Origin of the sequence: Seleniivibrio sp. (genome assembly GCF_021209385.1) — a bacterium.
Taxonomy (GTDB): Bacteria; Chrysiogenota; Deferribacteres; order Deferribacterales; family Geovibrionaceae; genus Seleniivibrio.
This window is the reverse complement of sequence record NZ_JAJOIL010000017.1, coordinates 1-20,196: the sequence shown is the minus strand read 5'-3', so window position 1 is coordinate 20,196 and position 20,196 is coordinate 1. Positions and strand designations below refer to the sequence as shown.

At 45.4% G+C, this 20,196-nt stretch carries 18 protein-coding genes and 2 tRNA genes; 8 read left to right on the top strand and 12 right to left on the bottom strand.

Annotated features, from left to right (window positions below):
* Positions 1–82 precede the first annotated feature (82 nt).
* Positions 83–1,402 (bottom strand): S41 family peptidase, encoded by a 1,320-nt coding sequence (locus LRY47_RS04890; protein ID WP_295223094.1) that lies wholly within the window; start codon positions 1,400–1,402, stop codon positions 83–85.
* A 10-nt stretch (positions 1,403–1,412) separates the two neighbouring features.
* Positions 1,413–2,180 carry a LuxR C-terminal-related transcriptional regulator gene (locus LRY47_RS04885; RefSeq protein WP_295223092.1) on the bottom strand — a complete coding sequence of 256 codons (768 nt, stop codon included), beginning with the start codon at positions 2,178–2,180 and terminating at the stop codon, positions 1,413–1,415.
* A 22-nt stretch (positions 2,181–2,202) separates the two neighbouring features.
* Here LRY47_RS04885 and LRY47_RS04880 point away from each other — a divergent pair, with 22 nt between their 5' ends.
* Positions 2,203–2,373, top strand: coding sequence for a hypothetical protein (locus LRY47_RS04880; RefSeq protein ID WP_295223091.1), 171 nt, complete (start codon positions 2,203–2,205; stop codon positions 2,371–2,373).
* Positions 2,374–2,808: 435 nt separating this feature from the next.
* A complete protein-coding gene (locus LRY47_RS04875) occupies positions 2,809–4,011 on the top strand; it encodes a hypothetical protein (protein WP_295223089.1) in 1,203 nt (400 codons plus the stop codon).
* 195 nt (positions 4,012–4,206) lie between these two features.
* On the opposite strand, the gene LRY47_RS04870 is transcribed toward LRY47_RS04875, so the two are convergent.
* Together LRY47_RS04870 and LRY47_RS04865 are read right to left on the bottom strand one after the other, a co-directional pair.
* Positions 4,207–4,279 (bottom strand) — tRNA-Asn (locus LRY47_RS04870).
* Positions 4,280–4,347: 68 nt separating this feature from the next.
* Entirely contained in the window at positions 4,348–4,857 is a 510-nt protein-coding gene (locus LRY47_RS04865; RefSeq protein ID WP_295223087.1) for a ferritin family protein, read from the bottom strand.
* Positions 4,858–4,973: 116 nt separating this feature from the next.
* Between LRY47_RS04865 and LRY47_RS04860 the strand changes: the two genes are divergently transcribed.
* The 3 genes from LRY47_RS04860 to LRY47_RS04850 all read left to right on the top strand — a co-directional run bounded on the left by LRY47_RS04860 (position 4,974) and on the right by LRY47_RS04850 (position 7,889).
* Positions 4,974–6,284 carry an aminotransferase class I/II-fold pyridoxal phosphate-dependent enzyme gene (locus LRY47_RS04860; protein ID WP_295223086.1) on the top strand — a complete coding sequence of 437 codons (1,311 nt, stop codon included), beginning with the start codon at positions 4,974–4,976 and terminating at the stop codon, positions 6,282–6,284.
* A 75-nt stretch (positions 6,285–6,359) separates the two neighbouring features.
* Positions 6,360–7,394 carry a selenide, water dikinase SelD gene (selD, locus tag LRY47_RS04855; protein WP_295223085.1) on the top strand — a complete coding sequence of 345 codons (1,035 nt, stop codon included), beginning with the start codon at positions 6,360–6,362 and terminating at the stop codon, positions 7,392–7,394.
* Between the two features lie 12 nt (positions 7,395–7,406).
* Complete coding sequence (locus LRY47_RS04850) at positions 7,407–7,889, top strand: GNAT family N-acetyltransferase (RefSeq protein ID WP_295223083.1); 483 nt, start codon at positions 7,407–7,409, stop codon at positions 7,887–7,889.
* 10 nt (positions 7,890–7,899) lie between these two features.
* Here the strand turns inward: LRY47_RS04850 and LRY47_RS04845 are convergent, their stop codons facing one another.
* A complete protein-coding gene (locus LRY47_RS04845) occupies positions 7,900–8,190 on the bottom strand; it encodes a hypothetical protein (protein WP_295223081.1) in 291 nt (96 codons plus the stop codon).
* A gap of 290 nt (positions 8,191–8,480) precedes the next feature.
* Here LRY47_RS04845 and LRY47_RS04840 point away from each other — a divergent pair.
* Positions 8,481–8,565: transfer RNA gene (locus tag LRY47_RS04840), tRNA-Leu, on the top strand.
* 117 nt (positions 8,566–8,682) lie between these two features.
* Here LRY47_RS04840 and LRY47_RS04835 read toward each other — a convergent pair.
* From LRY47_RS04835 to LRY47_RS04815, 5 genes are read right to left on the bottom strand one after another with little or no spacing between them, the layout of a single operon-like run.
* Positions 8,683–9,099 carry a hypothetical protein gene (locus LRY47_RS04835; protein WP_295223079.1) on the bottom strand — a complete coding sequence of 139 codons (417 nt, stop codon included), beginning with the start codon at positions 9,097–9,099 and terminating at the stop codon, positions 8,683–8,685.
* Positions 9,096–10,280, bottom strand: a complete 1,185-nt coding sequence (locus LRY47_RS04830; protein ID WP_295223077.1) for a hypothetical protein — start codon at positions 10,278–10,280, stop codon at positions 9,096–9,098. The genes LRY47_RS04835 and LRY47_RS04830 overlap by 4 nt, the downstream gene beginning before the upstream one ends.
* Positions 10,280–12,115, bottom strand: a complete 1,836-nt coding sequence (locus tag LRY47_RS04825; RefSeq protein WP_295223076.1) for a UbiD family decarboxylase — start codon at positions 12,113–12,115, stop codon at positions 10,280–10,282. Before LRY47_RS04825 ends, LRY47_RS04830 begins: the two co-directional genes overlap by 1 nt.
* A 39-nt stretch (positions 12,116–12,154) precedes the next feature.
* Complete coding sequence (locus tag LRY47_RS04820; protein WP_295223075.1) at positions 12,155–12,586, bottom strand: DUF3995 domain-containing protein; 432 nt, start codon at positions 12,584–12,586, stop codon at positions 12,155–12,157.
* Positions 12,587–12,631: 45 nt separating this feature from the next.
* A complete protein-coding gene (locus LRY47_RS04815) occupies positions 12,632–13,507 on the bottom strand; it encodes an Mrp/NBP35 family ATP-binding protein (protein ID WP_295223073.1) in 876 nt (291 codons plus the stop codon).
* 150 nt (positions 13,508–13,657) lie between these two features.
* Between LRY47_RS04815 and LRY47_RS04810 the strand changes: the two genes are divergently transcribed.
* Positions 13,658–14,065, top strand: coding sequence for a response regulator (locus tag LRY47_RS04810; RefSeq protein WP_295223072.1), 408 nt, complete (start codon positions 13,658–13,660; stop codon positions 14,063–14,065).
* Here LRY47_RS04810 and thiD read toward each other — a convergent pair whose 3' ends face one another.
* Positions 14,066–14,857 (bottom strand): bifunctional hydroxymethylpyrimidine kinase/phosphomethylpyrimidine kinase, encoded by a 792-nt coding sequence (gene thiD / locus LRY47_RS04805; protein ID WP_295223070.1) that lies wholly within the window; start codon positions 14,855–14,857, stop codon positions 14,066–14,068.
* Positions 14,854–18,393 (bottom strand): DNA polymerase III subunit alpha, encoded by a 3,540-nt coding sequence (locus LRY47_RS04800; protein ID WP_295223068.1) that lies wholly within the window; start codon positions 18,391–18,393, stop codon positions 14,854–14,856. The genes thiD and LRY47_RS04800 overlap by 4 nt, the downstream gene beginning before the upstream one ends.
* Before the next feature lie 86 nt (positions 18,394–18,479).
* Between LRY47_RS04800 and LRY47_RS04795 the strand changes: the two genes are divergently transcribed.
* Positions 18,480–20,196, top strand: a 1,717-nt coding sequence (locus LRY47_RS04795) for a ComEC/Rec2 family competence protein (RefSeq protein ID WP_295223066.1), incomplete at its 3' end; no start/stop codon positions are given.

Sequence of the window (20,196 nt, the reverse complement as noted above, 5' to 3'; positions counted from 1 at the left end):
ATGTAATAATTGTAATAAAACCTACAATTATTACATACTGCAAAAAATGCCTTTTGAATACAGGAAATTTAAATGAAAAACCTTATTTAATTATTTTTTTATTCCACGGTACCTGAACTTCAAGCTCATTGACCTTCGCTTCCTCCGTCGCGCTCCTTTCAGAAACACACGAACCTGTCTCCAGATAGGTCATAGCGGCGGCGAGATATTTTTCACTGCTGTCTCCGAACGTGCCGAGATTCGCAATATCCTCATCCTTTATGCAGTCGGGTACCAGCCCGCTGTTGTAGTCTCCGGCACCCAGTGCGTTCTGGTTTTTAAAAGTTATGGCGGAAAGATACTTATCACAGTAGCTGATATAATTTGTTCCTACGGCTTTGCCGTAAGTCGTGGTTCCGATTACATAAACATCCTGAAACGGAAGAAGACCGTTTATCACAAGCTCACTTGCGGAAGCAGTGTTTCCCGTAACCAGAAATACTATCTTTCTTATGTTCAGATCGTATTTCGTTTTGGTGAAGTTATATGTTTTATTGGCGTCCTGATGCATATTATTATATATCATCTGGAGCAGGATATACCCGTTAAGATCATTGCCGCCTATCACGCTGGCGATATATTGCGCCACACTGACAAGACCTCCGCCGTTGTAACGCAGGTCAACCACGAGTTCTTTTACACCCGCGTCACGAAACGCCTCGAAGGCTTCGTTGGTATCGGAGATGTTCTCGTTAAACGAGTTATACATTATGTAACCGACTTTGTTTCCATCGGCAGTGTTGGTCAGCACAGAATACCCCAGAACTGAATCCGCATAGTAGCTGGCAGTATAAAGTGTCTCGCTGTGCTGAACGTTTTCAGAATCCTCGAAAACCACATCGACACGTTTTCCTTCCTCAGATGCATCCCCGTACACAGCTTCGTAGGCGGTGTCGTCGTTAACTATCTGATAGCCTGTGTATCCGTTCATGGAAACGATCCTGTCGCCGCGTTTGATACCGGCGTTGTCAGCGGGTGAATCCGGGTAAACCACCCTGACATAAAGATCGGTGGAATTTGTTATGCCGTTGAAACCGAGACCGACGTTAGCTCCCGCATAATAGTCCTCAAGATACTGCTTGGTATATATAGCGCTGAATCTGTCAGCCGAAACCTTCAGGTCATCCATAAGATCGTATTGAGAAGAATAAGACGCATAGTTAAGAACAGGTGCTTCATCAGCCCAGAGGTAAACATCATGCATAGCTTTATAAACAAACTCTATCTGTGCCGCTTCGCTGCACTCTGTCGGATAATAGTCAATATGAAGCGAGCCGTCTGATGACGAATCGCTGTCGCCGCCCCCGCAAGAGAACAGCATAAAAGACGCACATATAATCACCGCCAGTTTCAGTCTTAACATGGGTTCCCCCTCAATTGCTCAGATACTTTGCAATAAGTACAACGTTAACCGCCTGCTGACGGTTTGTTACATTCAGCTTAACAAATATATTCTTCAGGTGAAATTTAACCGTATTCTCACTGATACCTATTATTTTTGCAATCTCCCAGTTGGTCTTGCCCTTTACCAGCCACTCGGCTATCTCGCTCTCCTTCTTCGTGAGACTTCTGTAAAGCATCAGCATATCAAGTCTCTTTCTCGTTGTCATCATATGGTTGACAACAAGACGACACATCAGCTCCGTTTTTTCATCCGGTTTATGCTTTTTATCTGAAAAAGACACAAGAAAAGCGAAATCCCTGTTCTCCGAATCGTCGTACACCGAACAGCCGTATTCAAGCCCGTATGCCCTGCGCCTGTCCACCACTTCCTGCTCCTGCGGCAAAAGATCAATCTCGTAAGTATCCCACAGAATAAACGATAATCTCGAGTTCGCTCTCAGTCTGCGCTCCATCTCTTTGCGCACAGGATCGAATGAAAGAAAATCTTTTTCGTAATACTCCTGCATCCATTCTTCCGGATTTGAAAGGTTAATTATGTTTATTTTGTAGCCGCTGTAATAAGTGGCACTTGAATAGCAGTAAAGAACAAACCGGAAGCCTATATAAGATGCAAAATCCATGATAAGTTCATGAAAATCATCAACATCTTTAATTTTATGGCATCGGTTTATTACATGCAGACATTTGATAAGATCGCGCTTGTCCAGTTTTTTATAATCTCTTGTTTCGGCAGGCATTACAGTGCTCCGTTTTTTGCTTATGGATATTAACACAAAAATAACAGGAATGGATGTGCTTATTAACAACGCCTGCTCTGGCTTGGGTGACGTTGCAGGTTCGTTAAAAGTTAACGGGTATGTTTGCTTTGAAACAAGTGAAAAAACACTAACTCCAACTGATGTAATAAGTAATATTACGAGATTAATTTGAAATTACCTTTTCAACTACTATATGATAACATTCCTGGATATTGAATAAAACTGAGCTTAAAATTTATCTGCAAAACAGGTTGAATAACCACGACACATGTGCAAAGTATTGGATTCTGCTAATATGTCTGGAAAATATTATAAGACATCATCAATTCTTCATAATTTATGTTAAGCAATTTCACAATTGGACAATAAAGATGTCAGGTTAATTTTACGTATGTTCTTTATCGAGGTATGGCATGATAATATCAGGCGCAGGTAACAGCCATGACTACAGCTTTTTTAATACGTCTCAATCCAACAATCAAAAAGCGTCTGAAATAGCGAACACAGATAATACATCCCGTCCGTATCAAATACATCCGCCACATACAACATATTTGGCAGTATCCAGAAGAACATATTCAATTCCTTCGCAGGAGAAAACAGCTTCATGAGCGGTATCCGTGAAGTTTTCGATAATATTGAAAACCAAACGTTATCATCAGAAACCCTTGCTCAGACGGCAAAAATATCTGATGAATTTAAGAAAAAAGGGGAATGGTCAAGCATTAGCCCCGACGGTCAACATGCAAATATAAGATTTGCCAACAACGTATATTATGATGGTGATGAATCCAGCGTATCAGTTTCTAATAGTGAAAATGTCGTTCTGAATGTAACTAAAGGCACGAGAGAAATAGGAGTGAATGACAGTAATAATGTCATTACTAACACAGGAGAAGGCAGTGACCGCCTGAGAGTGAATAATTCAAGCAATGTTATTATTAATAGCGGTGGCAGCAATGATGGTATAGGGGTTATGGGTTCTAAAAATGTCCTCATTAATTCAGGAGATGGCGATGACCGCGTTTTCTCATCAGGATCAAGCGGAATTGCCATAAAAAGCGGTAATGGAAACGACATTATTACTGCAAATACCTCCAATAATGTTGCAATTGATAGCGGAAACGGAAACGACTCAATAGAAATAAGCTCCTCTAGCAATGTCTCTATAGATGAAGGAGATGGGAATGATAAAACGACCGTATACTCCTCAAATTCATTGAATATAAACAATGGAGATGGGGACGATACTACATATGTCATTTCGTCTGACAACTTAACAATAAACGGCGGTAAAGGTGACGACATCACCAATGTTCAACATTCCAGTAATGTTATTGTAGATGGAGGAGATGGAGATGATATCATAACAGTCGAGAACTCCAATAATGTCATTGTTAACGGCGGAGCAGGAAACGATACTATAACAGCCTCAGGTATAATATCTGGCGGTACAGGCGACGACTATATCAAACTTCACCACTCGATATTCCAGAAAGATGAAAATATTCAGGATGTTATCAGATACAATAGAGGCGATGGACACGACATCATTGAAGGCGTGACAGAAGACACAATTATCGAACTCAACGGCATATCTGAGAGTGAGTATGATGTAGCTGAATCAAGAAACGAAAACGGCAAAAAAGTGAAAACTCTGACCATGAAAGATGGTAGCGGAAGCATAACCATGATTTATAACGACTCAACATATTCAAATAATGTCAAAAAACAGGATGATCCTGAACAATATGGTAATGCTCCCGAATACACCCGATTAAACGACGTCAGTGTTGCAGAAACAAACTAAATAAATAAAATCGGATTGCATTAAGGCAGGCAACAACCAGAACTATTTTTTCAATATACTCAAATCAAAAGATTAACAAGCGCCTGTTTTGCCTATAACCACCGCACTCACATGGTATTAACACGAAAAATTTCTGAGAAAATCGATTAAAAGTGGATAATAAAAAAGGTCTTGCATTTGCAAGACCTTTCTAAACTCCCCGAACTGGACTTGAACCAGTAACCTATTGATTAACAGTCAATTGCTCTGCCGATTGAGCTATCGGGGATTGTCGAGGGGGAGAATATATCAATATCCTACCCCTTTGTCAACTACTTATCAGAAGATTTTCTCAAATTATTTTTCCAGCGAAAACTCCATGGCATCAAACCAGAATCCGTCCTGAGCCATGAAGTCAAGCTCCGCCTGAATTATGTCGTGGTGCTTCTGTTCAACATCGGAAAGTTTCATGAAAAATGCTTTTAACTCAGCATCATTGGTCTTTTCTGCTTCATCTTTATAGAAATTGCGGGCTTTCTCTTCATGGGCGAGAGCTATCTTAAGAGCCGTTTCATCGCTGACAGAAGATTTTTCTGTCTTTTTCCTGGAAGCGTCAGAAATTTTCGGCATAAATTTGGATATTCTTGCAGGAGGAACATTAACAGGAGTGAACATTTCGCCAGCGAGAGCTTTTTCCATAAATTTCTCTATCATCTCCATATGGTCAATCTCGTCGAGAGCAAGCTGGATGAACATGTCTTTTCCGCTGATGACACTGGTGTCTTTTGCGAATTTCATATAACTTCTCATCCCCTCTTTCTCCGCCTCATAGGCTGTTTTCAGTGCTTTCTGCATAGACTGGCTCATAATTACCTCCGCTTTTTTAAGTGTGTACATGTTATATTACAACATTTGCCTTTCAAAAACAAAGTCAAGTAAGTATAATATATTACTTTTGCCTTTTTAACGGAGGTATAATTATCATGAATCCATTGGCTAAAGAGCTTAATGAGCAAATTGCAAAAGACAGCCCCATCGTTCTTGAGATGCTTTCCGATCTCGGAAAAAACCTTTTCATGCCCAAAGGCATCATAACACAATCTGCCGAGGCAAAGGAAAAAGCACACAAATTCAACGTAACGATCGGTATTGCTACGGACAAAAAAGGACCTATGTATCTGGACAGCGTTTACAAGTCTTTCAACGACATGAAACCTTCAGATCTTTTTACATATGCGCCCTCATCAGGCAAACCGGAACTCAGAAAAAGATGGGCAGAAAAAATCCTTAAAGACTGCCCTTCCCTCGCCGGAAAACAGATGAGCAGCCCCATTGTCACAAACGCTCTGACACACGGTCTGAAACTCATGGGTGACATGTTCCTTGAAAAAGGCGACACCCTCGTTCTGCCGGATAAATTCTGGGGTAACTACCGCCTTACTTTTGTAACCATCGGCGGCGCGGAAATAGCTACTTTCGCTACGTTCAACGACAAAGGCGGCTTCAACGTCGAAGCGCTCCTTGAAAAATGTAAAGAAACAGCGCGCATAAAAGGTAAAGTTGTTGTTATTCTTAACTTCCCCAACAACCCGTCAGGCTATGCCCCCACTGTTTCCGAGGCGCATGCAATCGCCGACGGTCTCACCGCGATAGCCGAATCCGGTTCAAAAGTTATTGTCATCACTGACGACGCATACTTCGGTCTGTTCTATGAAGACGACATTTACCCTGAATCAGTGTTCAGCCTCCTTGTGGGACGCAGCAAAAACCTGCTCCCCATCAAACTGGACGGAGCTACAAAAGAACACTTCGTATGGGGCTTCCGTGTAGGTTTCGTGACCTTCGGCGCAACAGCAGGCGGCGATCAGTCCGGCATGATGGCTGCACTGGAGAAAAAACTCACAGGTCTCATCAGAGGCACTATATCAAACTGCCCGCATCCTTCTCAGTCAATCGTTCTGAAAGCTCTGAACGACCCCGCTTTCGATGCACAACGTGCGGAAAAAGTGAAAATAATGAAAGGACGCGCACTCAGCTTCAAAAAAGTGCTCAAAGAAAACGACTACACAGACGAGTTCACTTCATATCCTTTCAACTCAGGCTACTTTATGTGCCTTAAGCTGAAAAATGTGGACGCTGAACAGCTCAGAATTTACCTTCTGGACAAATACGGCATAGGCACCATCTCCGCAAGCAGCACAGACCTCCGTCTTGCTTTCTCTTGCCTTGATGAAGGCGATACTGCCGAACTGTTCAAATATATTTATCAGGCTTGCCAAGAGCTTCATAAATAATCTTTAACTGACGATGTTAAAGGCACGCTAACGGTCATCGTTTTGCGTGCCTTTTTTTGTTTATCGGAGGACAAGATGGACGTAAAACGTCTGACTGAATACGCTAAAGCGGCCGGCTGAGCCGCCAAGACGGGTCCGGGCGACCTGGCGGAAGTACTTTCAGGATTGAAACTGTACCGCCCAGATAACCTCATTGTTGGGTTTGAAACGGGCGACGATGCTGCTGTGTTCGACCTCGGAAACGGTACATATCTGGTGCAGACCGTTGATTTCATTACGCCCGTTGTGGACGATCCATACCTTTTCGGGCGGATTTCGGCAAACAATTCAATCAGCGACGTATACGCCATGGGCGGACGTCCTGTCACGGCTCTCAGTGTTTTCATGCTTAACTGTTCCATGGACAAAACAATCATACAGGCGATGATGCAGGGCGCGGCGGATGAATGTGCTAAAGCAGGCGCGGCACTATGCGGCGGTCACACTATCGCTGACAACGAAATAAAGCTGGGTTTCTCCGTCACCGGAGTGATAGAAGACAAGCGATTCTATAAGAACCACGGGCTGAGAACAGGTGACGTTCTCATCTATACCAAAAAGCTGGGTATAGGTCTTGTCACGACCGCCCTGAAAGCAGGTATGGCAACTGAGGAACATATCAAGTCCGTCACAGATACGATGCTCCTTTCAAATGGCAACGCTTCAAAGCTGTTGCGCAGATTCAATGTTTCCGCATGTACTGATGTCACGGGATTCGGAATGGCAGGACACGGACACGAGATGGCAAACGGCTCCGGTAAGACAGTCACATTCGACAGCAAATGTTTCACATATCAGGATGGTTCAAGGGAATACGCCTCGCAGTTCATCATTCCTGCGGGCGCATACGGAACCATGGAGTTTGTGAAAGACGTCTGCGGATTCACCACCTCGCCAGACAATTCACACATGCTGTTCTTTGACCCGCAGACTTCCGGCGGGCTTTTGATAGGCGTTTCAGAAAATGACGCGGAAAAGATGGTATCCGCACTGAAAGACGAAGGCTACGCCAATGCAGCCGTCGTGGGAACAGCGTCTGAAAAAGCTGAAAAATCCGTTATTTTCATCTGATAGAGTTAAAGAATGATAAGAAAAGCTGTACAAGAGGACGCAAAAAGTATTTCCGAAATACGAGCCGCGGCATGGCAGAAGGATTTCAAAGGCATAATAGCCGATGACTATCTGGCGTCCATCAACACCGAAAAATTCAAACTACTGATGTCCGATACAATAGCATCAGAAGCCGAAATATTTTATGTCTTTGAAGATAAGGGAAATGTTCTGGGGTTTGCATCCGGTGTTTTTCTTGAAGGAACTTACGACTGCGAAACAAGAGGGCTTTATGTACACCCCGAATATCATGGACAAGGTATCGGCAGCGAGCTTTTTGAAACTTTAAGAACATATTTCAAAGAAAATGAATGCCGGAATATGGTAGTAAAAACTCTTGACGGCGCTCCCAACAATAGATTCTATCTGGCACGAAAAGGCACAGTTGCAGGACATGAAACGCTTAAAATAGGCGGTAAGGAATACCAAGGAGTGTTATTCTCATTCCTTTTGTGATACGCGAAAGTTATTTTACTTTGCTTAAGTGTACTTTTTCACTTTCACATTCAGGTTCGCAAACCATATTTATCTGTACTTTTCCTGCTCTGTCAACGTGCACGTTCTCCGAGAGAACCCATTCGGGAAATTTGACCTCGTCTCCGACTTTAACTGCTTTATCAGATATGAAGGTATGCATAAAACCTGTTTCGCCGGAAACATATGCAGAACATTTATAAAATAATTTAGTCTCGCCTGTCTCTTCATCCACACTGTTTATCACGCCGGAATTGAAAATCTGCTTAACTTTCATGCTCATATCTGCCTCACGACATATTCTCAATATGTATATTTTATTTATTTTATACACCATAACACAATATTTTCAACAACAATACATAACGTTACCAATATTTCCCTATGCAACATTTTTGATTTACTGAGGATATAAACATATTCGCAGGATGAATAAACATTTGACACATGAAGACCGAAAAGCTATAAGAGGCACTACATTAATGGGTTTTTATAAAATATAAATCTCCCCTAACCCTCTTTGCTAAAGAGGGGAACAAGATAGAAGACTGTATTTTACAAATGAATAGGCTTGCCTGGGTGGCGGAACTGGTAGACGCAAGGGATTTAAAATCCCTCGGGATTTACTCCTGTACGGGTTCGATTCCCGTCCTAGGCATTTATAAAAGGATGTGGCTTTTGCCTCATCCTTTTTTATTTACGTGGAATCGAACGACAGTGAACGCCGACCGATTAGGAATATCTAACCTAAACGAAATATAAAAAGTCATATTGACTATTTTTTATTAAATTTTTCAAATCTTAACCATACAACATTATCAGTAATAGACTTTAATCCTAATGATTTCCTTAAACTCTCTCGCAAAGAATTAATTAAAGGGTCAAGCTCGAAACTTGAACCATTGGCTACATCGTCAGCTAATTTTTTGACCAGTTCAACTTGCTTTTTATCACCAAAAAGTTGAATTTGGCTAATCAATTTTTCTAGTTTGTTACTTCTTTCATCCGTTTGTAATCGATGAGCAATATCATTGGTTAATATGGTATAAGCGTTTATCAAATGGTTTGTTATAATTCTCCTTTTATCATCTCTAACAGATTTAAAAGATATTAAAAGATGTGTCACAAACCACCCAAGTACAACAACACCAGCACTAATAATAATTTCATTTTCACTACTAATTATATTCATATCAACACCTCATCCAGAATACGTTCGGCGCAAGTGTCCCATGTCATCTCTTTGCCTGCTATCTCGACCCCTGCGTCGATGCGGCGCTGATATTCCGCTTTATTGCCTATCACGGCCTCCATCTCTTTCAGATGTTCAACAGAGCCGAATTCTGCCTGAATAATAACGTCTTTCAGTTCGGGTATCCGCTCAACCAGCTTGGGCATGGGCGTTGTAATGAGCAGTGATCCGGACATAAGAGTTGACGTCACTCTGTCATGCACATGCAGATGTTTTGGAGTGACGTTAAGGTTTACTGCCATCTGAGAAAGCATTGAGGCGAATCTTGCATACTCCACAGGCTCCAGATATTTCATATTCGGTGCGCCGGCGCAAAGCTGTGCCATAGCGGAATCACCTGCCATCAGGCACGGAATGCCGCTCTCTTTCAGCTGATTCACGAAAAACTCGCGGGCAAGGCATTCATAGAATTTCTCCACCACGCCGAAAGCCCCCGCAAGTGCGCGGTTGTTCTTCACATAGCCGTAAAATTCCGCCTCATATTTTTTGTAAAACCTGTCCAGCAGATTCGTTTTCAAAAATTTCTTTTCATCGGACAGCTCGCCGAATATCTCCTGACAATAGGCTATCACAGCCTGTTTCTGTTCCGGCAGGAGGTTGCTGTTGTTTACTTTTTCAGCTTCAGCCTTTGCGGAAGAAATACTTCCGGCAAAGAACACCCGCATATTTTTAACATCGGGCGACTGCAAAGCGGGACATTTCAGAGAAGCAGGGCATCCGTAAGGAATCTCCGCGACGGACGAAACGCCCGCCTGTTGCAGAATATGTTTATTATCAATTGTTATGACATGCAGAAATTTACTGTCGAAATTTATCGTGCCGCTGGACAGCCAGATATAAGGGTTATCTACGAGATAAACAAAATGAGGAACCTGCAAAGCGTCATAAAAAAAGAATTCTTTTTTCGCTTTATCAAGAAATTTCGGAAACATATGGTTGATACTGAGTGAAAAATCCGGTTTGAAGCGGTCAAAAACAGCTTGGAGATTTGAAAAAGAGATATCCTCGCATCTTAAGAGCAGACATTCAGCGCCGAGTTTTTCAAAAGATATCTTAAGCTCCGACATGAAATTGAACGTCCAGCCCACCTGACTGGGACCTGCAAATAATACTATACGCATCAGAACAGCCCCTCCAGCGCGCCGCCCTTCGCCGCCATAGCCTCAACTTTTTTTATGACGCTTTCGTCCATCTCCATCGCTTCGGGATGATAGGCTTTCACCCGTGCATCTATCACAAGCGCCCCAGAACATCCGAAATGTTTGACGTGTTCAAATGCTCCGATGCCATAGACATCGTTCGCAGGGTTTGACCTTGTAAATGTAACCCAGAGGAAATTTGCGATATCCGCCGCGGTGAATTCGCTGTCGTCCGCAAGCACGATCAGAGGAAATCCGTTTATAGGATTATCCACTTCAAAAAATTCGCAGAAACGTATCAATGCAGGATCATATTCTCCGCGCGGCGCGGAATGTTTCGGCGCACGCACGGCAAGAACGCCGTCCATAACTACCTTCGGAGTATCAAACCCGTCAGGCAGATTCAAATTTTCCGGCAGTTTAGCAGCAAGAGTGCGTTTTTTGTCACCGCAAACAGCCACAGTGACCTTGGAACCCTTGTTCAGTCCGTGTCCCGTATAGTCCAGCGTATCAATTGTCACAGACGTCTGGAAATGCAGGTCTCTGCGCCAGTCGACACGTTCCAGCACATGAGTAAAAAATTCCTTCGGATCATGTATGTCAAGTTCAGGGTTGTCCGAAAAGTTTGTGATAAAGAGATATTTCGCCAGAGAAAGCTGTCCCTGACCAAGAATGGCATTAGCCTGCGTAAGAATCTCTTTGGGTTCGTCCTGCTTCTGGTATGGGGTATAGCGTTCAGAGCCGATGGCAAACAGCAATGGATGAACACCCGCCGCATCAACTGCATGAACAGCTTTCACGCCCGGCAGAACGTCGGGGATAAGCTCGCCTGTGAGTTCGTGTATGAAATTGCCGAAACTGGTATCCTCCTGCGGGGGTCTGCCCACCGTTGTGAACGGGAATATAGCATCGTCGCGATGGTAAACGCCTGTCACTTTCATCACTGGGAAGTCGTGTTTCAGGCTGTAGTAGCCCACATGGTCGCCGAAAGGTCCTTCCGGTTTCAGCGAGCCGTCTATATAACCGCTGATAACAAAATCCGCCTCCGCATAAACCGCCGCTCCGTTTTCCGGTCTGAAAAACGGCATACGGTGTCCGCCCAGTGCGCCGCCGAAAGATATCTCCGGCATCCCCTCCGGCAGAGGCATAACAGCGGCGATTGTCATTGATGGCGCGCCGCCGATAAAAACATTCACGTTCAGACGTTCGCCTTTGGCGAGTGCCTGCGTGTGGTGAATCCCAAGCCCTCTGTGTATCTGGTAGTGTATGCCCACCTCGTCAGGTGCGTAGTCATTGCCCGATATCTGCACGCGGTACATTCCCAGATTGCTGTTTCTGTATCCGGCTTTTTCAGGTGATTCAGTATACACCTGAGGCAACGTAATAAACGCCCCGCCGTCCTTTTCCCAGCCCACGAAATGCGGCAGATCACTAAGCCCTATCCTGTTTTTCATAACAGGTGCATTACTAACAGTTTTCGGCAGTATATTCAGCGCCGCTTTAGGAAGTTTAAGAAGTTTTGATGGATTTTTGAACAGATAAGCGGGGTCGGTCTTCGCCTTAACCATCGCCTCAATAGACGAAAGAGTGTCGCGGAATATGAATTTCGTCCGCTCCATGGTGCCGAAGATATTGCCCGCCATGGGAAATTTGCATCCTTTGACATTTGTAAACAGCAGAGCGGGTCCGCCAGCTTCATAAACCTTTCTCTGAATAACCCCAATTTCAAGATAAGGGTCAATCTCAGCATCTATTCTTTTCAGTTGTCCGTGTCTTTCCAGATCGTCCAGACAGCTTTTCAGCGTTTTATATCCCATATTTCACCTTGTGGAATAAGGATATAATTTTACAGGTGATCAGGCAAGTGAATTAAAAAAATACGCCGAAAGTCCGCATACGAGGGAAAAGACAAGACTTAAAGGGGTATAGACAAGGGTGTCGTATTCTGCGAATCCGGTGTTGCGTATTTTGCGGAATATACCCACGAATCTGAAATCGCCGATAAACCGCACGAAGAAAACAACACAGAAGAACATCAGCACTATCCTGAAAATAGAGAGCAGGCGCGCGTCGCTTATATAAAGCGGCGAAGTCGCAGCCATTGCCACAACAAGAAGCACAGTACCCACTATCGCCGTTCCTGCGCGTGTGGGTTTAAAGAGTTTCCTGCCGTCGGTTTTTTCGGGTAGCGCTCTGTCAATGAACAGTGTGCCGCCAAGGCTCCAGTATATGTGAACCAGAGCGACGACCAGCATTAAGAAGGAACCTATAATAATAAATAGTTTCATATCTGTCTTTATAGCAGGCGGGGCGTTGCCCCGCCACATAAATATTTATTTTGCTATTGTCTGTTTCGCAACGTTCTCTGCTATCTTGCGGAACGCAATCGCAGTGGGTGTGTCTTTCACCTCAAGAACGTAGGGCTTTCCGCTGTCGCCCTGAATGACAACCATGGGGTCGATCGGCACTCTGCCGAGGAAATTAACCTCCATCTCACTGGCAGCTTTTTCACCACCGCCTGATTTGAAAAGGTCAACAGTTTCGCCGCAATGGGGGCATACCATTCCGCTCATGTTCTCAACAATGCCGAGAATCGGTATGTTCAGCTTGCGGGCAAAAGTCACGGATTTTCTGGAATCCAGAAGCGCAACCTCCTGCGGAGTGGTAACGATCACAGCGCCGTCAACAGCGCCTATGACATGGGCAACGCTTAAAGGCTCGTCGCCTGTGCCGGGGGGCAGGTCAATTATAATAAAATCAAGCTCACCCCAGTCAACATCGGATATGAACTGTTCGATCATACCGTGTTTAACGGGTGCGCGCCAGATAATGGCGTCGTCGTCATTTTCAAGAAGAAAAGCAACGGACATAACTTTCAGTCCCTCCGCCGCTTCAAAAGGTACGATTCCGTTTTCCCCCGAGCGAACACCTTTCTGCGTCAGCCCGAACATTTTGGGAACGTTCGGTCCGTGGATATCCGCATCCATTATGCCTACGCTGTAACCCAGCGAATGCAGAGCGGATGCGAGGCTCACGCTGACAGTTGATTTTCCCACGCCGCCCTTGCCGCTCATAACCATGATCTTGTATTTGATCTTGCTCAGTCTTGCGTCAAGCTGCTGCTTGGCGTGCAGTTTCTTCTCGTCTGTACTGCATCCCGCCGCGGAAGAGCAGGAAGAACAGGCGTTCTCTGAATTGCAATCACTCATGTAGAACCTCCGTTTGTGTGCATCAATGAGAAATATATAAAGTTCCCGTACTAATTTCCACCTGTTTTTAGAATTTCCTTATGTAAATCAATTTATTTTTAATTGCGCCAAACTTTTTGTCGGTATAAAATATACTGAACAAGGGGAATCATGAACGAAGAATATATCAAAGACGTGGAACTTTTAAAAAACCTTTCCATCATGCATGTTGAGGACGATACCAGTGTGCGTGAGAGTCTGATGCGCTTTCTGAAAAGAAGGTTTGAAACAATATTCACCGCCAAAGACGGACAGGAAGGGCTTGAAATGTACAAAGCCAACCGTCCGGACATAGTTATAACCGACATACAGATGCCTGTTATGGACGGCATTGAGATGGCGAAAAAGATACTTGAGATAAACCCCGATGCGGTGATAGTAATAACCACCGCGTTCAATGAAAAACCGTATATAGATAAGGCTTCCGAAATAGGTATTTTTGAATATCTCAAAAAACCCGTTGTTAAGGAAGACCTCACTCTTACCCTGCGCAAATGCGCGGAACGTCTTAAAAAATAGCTACTTCATCATCCAGAAATGGTTCACAGGTCCATGACCTGAGCCGACATGCATTTCGTCGGCATGCTCTATCGCCTTTTGTATGTATTTTTTAGCAGCATCAACCGCGTCATAAACTGAAAGCCCCCCGGCAAGTCCGGCAGCTATTGCGCTCGCCATTGTGCAGCCTGTCCCATGGGTGTTTTTTGTATCAATCCTCGGCGTTGTGAACGTATGGAACTCGCTGCCGTCATAGAGCAGGTCTGTCGCCTCAGGACTTCCCATATGTCCGCCCTTCAAAAGAACATTCTGGACACCCATATCCGCTATTTCAAGGCAAACTTCCTTCATGTCGGCGCCGCTGACTATCTTTTTACCCGTGATAAACTCCGCCTCCGGTATGTTCGGCGTCAGTACCAGCGCCTGCGGAAAAAGAAGATTTTTCATCTTATCTACTGCCTCCTGACGAAGCAGGGGCGAACCGCCCTTCGCCACCATAACCGGATCTACAACAAGGTTGTCCACATGGTACTGAGCCAATTTAAAAGACACCAGAGCAACTGTGTCGGGGTTGGAAAGCATCCCCGTTTTTACGGCATCGGGTATAAGGTCTGCAAATATTGAATCTATCTGCATCTCTATGTATTCAAGAGGTATATCGACATATCCCTGAACGCCGAGGGTGTTCTGTGCCGTAACCGCCGTTATGACGCTCATGGCAAACACTCCGTTCGCGCTCATGGATTTTATATCCGCCTGAATTCCCGCTCCGCCGCCGGAGTCGGAACCGGCTATTGTAAGTGCCTTTTTCATGAATCTCCCGTGCGCTTTCTGTAAAAGCTGGTTTTCTGCTCTTTATGTTCGTATGCCTTGGATTTTATCTCATATCTGCCTTTGCCGATGAGGTCATCTATCTCTTTATAGAAATCAAAGTCAGGCTTGATATAAAAATCCTCTCCGGCGTTTATAAAAACTCCGAAGGTCTTCGGACGCTCCAGATAAAACGTTATTGGAACATCGCCCTTATGAAGTTTCACAATGGTTTTCAGCTTACTGATTATCTCTGTCGTCATTCCGAGGCTGGTGAGTTTTATGGTGACCCGCTCGGTGAGTTTTTCCACAGCTTCCGGCACGTCCATTATCGCATCGGCAAGTATGGTGGTCTCCTCGTCCTTATGGTTTACACTGCCCGCGACAACAACTATCTTATCTGCCACAAGGTGACGCACTGTCTCCTCATAAACCCGCGGGAACACAACCACGTCAAGTTCGCCGTCCATGTCCTCAAGGGTCACGAAAGCCATCTTGTCGCCTTTTTTCGTAAAAATGTTCTTTATCGCTTTCACAAGCCCGCCAATCACATACTGCCCCGAAGCTTCGGGAGTTTTCAGTTCCGCCATAGGCACTGTGAAGGTCTTCAGAATATTGTGATAAACGGCAAGCGGGTGGTTTGAGATATAGAAATCCAGTACCTCCTTCTCCATCTTGAGAAGCTCGTTCTCCGGCATCTCTGTTACGTCGGGGAAGAAATCATTATCGCCGCCGTTCTCCGTTTCGTCTTCAAGAAAAGATTCCAGAGAGATGATGCCCTGCTGTTCCATCTTCTGCTTACGCTGTCCTTCTTCCAGAGCTTTTTCAAGCACCTGAAGATTCTGCCTGCGGTTCTTGCCCGTACTGTCGAACGCACCCGCCTTTACCAGTGATTCCAGCACTTTTTTATTGCTCAGACGCAGGTCTACACGCGAGCAGTACTCGTATATATTTTTGAACTCTCCGCCCTCTTCCCGCACTTTCAGCGCCGCTTCGATGGCGTTCATTCCCACGTTTTTAATAGCTCCCAGTCCGAAACGGATGGTGTTCCCATCTATAACAAACGACGCTCCGGATTTGTTGATATCCGGCGGATGCACCTCTATGCCCATACTTTTACATTCTTCCGTAAAGGTCACGATCTTTTCGCCTTTATCTATTTCGCATGACAGGATAGCCGCCATGTATTCCACAGGGTAATTTGCTTTCAGGTAAGCGGTCTGGTAGGAAATAAGTGCGTATGCTGCTGAGTGAGACTTGTTGAAACCGTATCCGGCGAATTTTGCCAGTTTGTCGAACAGGTCTTCCGCCATGACCATATCGAAGCCCATCTTTTTCGCACCTGGGATGGTCTTTCCGTCGCCATGGAGGAAAAACTCTTTCTGTTTTTCCATCTCATAGGCTTTCTTCTTACCCATGGCGCGCCGCAGGTTATCCGCCGAACCGAGCGAATAACCGGCAACTATCTGGGCGATCTGCATAACCTGTTCCTGATAAATAACCACCCCGCGGGTCTCTTTCAATATCTCCGTAAGCTCAGGGAAAATATAGTCGATCTCCTCTTCGCCCCATTTACGTTTTACGAAAGAATCAAGCATGCCCGATTCCATGGGACCGGGACGGTACAGAGCAACAAGGGCTATGATGTCCTCAAACTCTTCCGGTTTCAGCTTTTTCAGAAGGTTTTTCATACCGGAGCTTTCCAACTGGAAAACCCCAGTTGTGTCGCCGCGGCAGAGAAGGTCATATACCTTTTTATCGTCCAGAGGGATTCTGGATATGTCCAGATCCTCTCCCCGGTTCTCTTTGATGCGCTTCAGCGCCTCATCTATGATTGTGAGGTTGTTCAGACCGAGAAAGTCGAACTTAACAAGTCCGACAGCTTCCAGCGTGTCCTTTTCAAACTGAGTGATAACCTCTTCGTTCTGACCTCTGCAAAGCGGAACGTATTCGTTCAGGGGTTTGTCGGAAATGACAACGCCAGCCGCGTGCATACCCGTGTTTCGCACAAGTCCTTCAAGCTTTACGGCGTGGGTGAGGATATCCTCACCCTGTTCAACCTCTTTAAAGTTGTCGTTCAGGGAAGGGTCTTTCTCCAGAGCCTTGCGGAGCGTCATACCCGGGTCGGAAGGCAGCGCCTTCGCCAGCTTATCCACGTCTTTCAGCGGCACCTCAAGCACACGCCCTACGTCGCGAATTGTGCTTCTGCCCATCAGCTTACCGAATGTGATGATCTGCGAAACTCTGTCGTCGCCATATTTCTGGCGGACGTACTTTATCACCTCTTCACGCCCTCTTACGCAGAAATCTATATCGAAGTCGGGCATGGATTCTCTTTCAGGGTTCAGAAATCGCTCGAAAAGCAGATTAAAACGTATCGGGTCAATATCCGTGATACCTATGCTGTATGCCACCAGAGAACCGGCACCGGAACCCCTGCCGGGTCCCACCGGAACGCCTATGGTGCGCGAATGGTTGATGAAGTCCCATACGATGAGGAAATAGCCGTCGAAATGTTTTCCTATGATAACGTCGAGCTCTTCTTTGAGCCTCTGATGATATATTTCATGCTTTTCTGCCGGAATTTTTGCCAGTTTCTTCACAAGCCCGTTGCGTGCAAGGTGTGTCAGATAGTCCGCGATTGTGTTGAAACCTTCGGGGACTTCATATTCCGGAAGGTGCAGGTGTCCGAACTCTATAGACGTGTTGCATCTTTCCGCAATCGCCATGGTGTTTGTCAGTGCGGAAGGCACTTCTCCGAACGCCGCCCACATCTCTTCGGGGCTTTTCACCCAGAGCTGATCCGAGTGTATCTCGAACCTGTTGGGGCTGTTTACTGTGGACTGGGTCTGTATGCATATGAGAACCTGATGGCTAAGGTGGTCGCCCTTGTTCAGATAGTGGCAGTCGTTCGTAGCCACCAGCGGGATGCCCGTTTCCTGCGACATCTTTATTATCTGACGGTTCACCATCATCTGTTCCTCTATGCCGTTCTCCTGAATCTCAAGGAAGAAATCGTCTTTACCGAGGATATCTCTATATTCCATTGCGGCGGCAAGCGCCTCATCATATCTGTCGCGCATCAGCTTTCTGGGTATCTCACCCGCCAGACATGCGGAAAGACCGATCAGACCTTCGGAATATTGTGCAAGTATCTCTTTATCTATACGCGGTTTATAGTGGAAGCCCTCAAATTGTGCAAGGGACACCAGCTTTTGCAGGTTTGAAAGTCCTTTGTTATTCTTTGCCTGCAGAACAAGGTGATAGTTCCTGTCCTGCCCTTTTTCGTATGACGTATTTCTGCGGCTGTCCGGCGCAACGTACACTTCGCAGCCGAGAATGGGTTTTATGTCGTTGGCAAGCGCCTGTTTATAGAAATCCACTATGCCGTGCATGGTTCCGTGGTCGGATATGCCGACGATGGGGGTTGTTCCGTTGGTTTTTATCTTCTTCATAAGGTCGCCCACGATTATGGCACCGTCCAGCAGTGAATACTGGGTGTGCAGGTGCAGGTGGACGAACTCTTTGTTCTGGGACATTGATACCTCTGAATCAAATTTTGCGATTTAAATATTGTATCAAATCAGTGCTGTGATGTGAACAGTAAATTGTGCTAAAATATATGATGCTTAAAAAGATAATCCTGCTGTGGCAACGGTTTAAATTTAAAACGGAAATGTTCTTCGTGCTGTCGGTGCTTTCGGCAGTCCTGTTCTATCCGTCCGAAAAAGCTATGCTCGCATCGGGTTTTCTGCTACCTGCGATCTTCATCGGTAAGCGCACGGGAATAATCATCGGGATTCTGACATCGGGATTGGCATATCTGCTTGCGGGGCATCTTCTCATCACTGAGGTAAAGAAACCGGAAGGTGATAATTGGCTTTATAAAACCACATGGGGTTCCCTTTTGGCACCAGCCGGATTACAACCCGGAGACGTGCTATCAGGCAAATTCCGCAAGAAGACCTATTCTTTTCTGAAAGAAGGACGTTTTTCGGCTGGCTACTATATCGCGGAACACATCGACAAAAAAACATCCGTGCCGTTCATAAAGTCAATTCTGCTGAAACGGGAAGAACTTTCCGACGGGCTGTATTATGCCACGGGCGGAAAATTGGTGCTGACACAGGCGCTCACCCTTGGCGACAGGCGCTACATCCCGCAGACAATGAACGATCTTTTCCTCGTTACGGGGCTTGGACACCTTCTATCTGTTTCCGGTATGCACGTCGCTGTGCTGGCTGGTATGCTCTTCTTTCTGTTCAGTTTTCTGCCTGCGAAACTGAGACTTATTCCTATGATGCTTTCAATGCTCCTGCTTATGCCGCTGACAGGTTTCACTGTTACCGTCTGCCGAGCGGCTCTGTTCGGTTTCTTCGTAATGGGCGCAAAACTTCTTGATTACCGCACAGACACGGGAAAACTTCTTCTGTTCGCCGCCAGCATGTTCATACTCTTAACCCCTTCGCTTCTTGGAGATATCTCGTTCATTTTGTCGTTCTCTGCCGTGTTGGGGCTGGTATATCTACCCAATATACGCAACAACCTTATGGCTTCCGTCGCGGTGGGTCTTGCGGCTTCCGCATTCATAATGCCTGCCGCCGCGGCTGTGTTCGGCATGTTCAACATATCGTCTGTAATATCCACTATCATCCTGTCGCCTGTGGTGGCATTGCAAATGGCTGTTTTCGGGCTGTACTGTTTTTTCCCTGAACACTCAATCGCTCCCCTGCTCTTCCTCGAAGACGTGCATATGTGGATAGTCAGATTCTTTTCTGACCACTCGGATTTTTTCTATCAGGTGTACAAGCCTGATAAATATGTCATAGGATTCATGATACTGTTCCTGCTCTATACCCTTGTCAAACGAAAGGTGCTTGCCGCCGCCGTGCTTCTTATGCTGCCATATCTGCCTGCGGACAAAGCTCCCAGAGCTGTTGAAACCACCGTTTCAAAAGCTGAAAAACCTGCCGAAAAGCAGGAAAACGTCCTTAAAGGCGCATACTTTATGGGCTACCAGCGGTCAAAAGCATTTGTTATTCTGGACGGTAAAGTGCATATATTTTTCAAAGGCACTTACGGCGATTTCAAATATAAATTCGTGCCGTTCCTCACTGAAATGGGCATATCAAAAGCAGACACAGGAACGATAACTATCTATAACGGTGAGAATTATCTTATAAAAATAGAGAACGAAGGCGAGGACTACGGCGGGGTTTGCGTGAACGAGACACGGACGGACTGCAAAGCAGTTTATCACACCAGAAGCAATACTTACGATTGCGATGATGACAAACGGCTGCATATTCTATATAATAACGACAGAGATTGCAGAAATATGA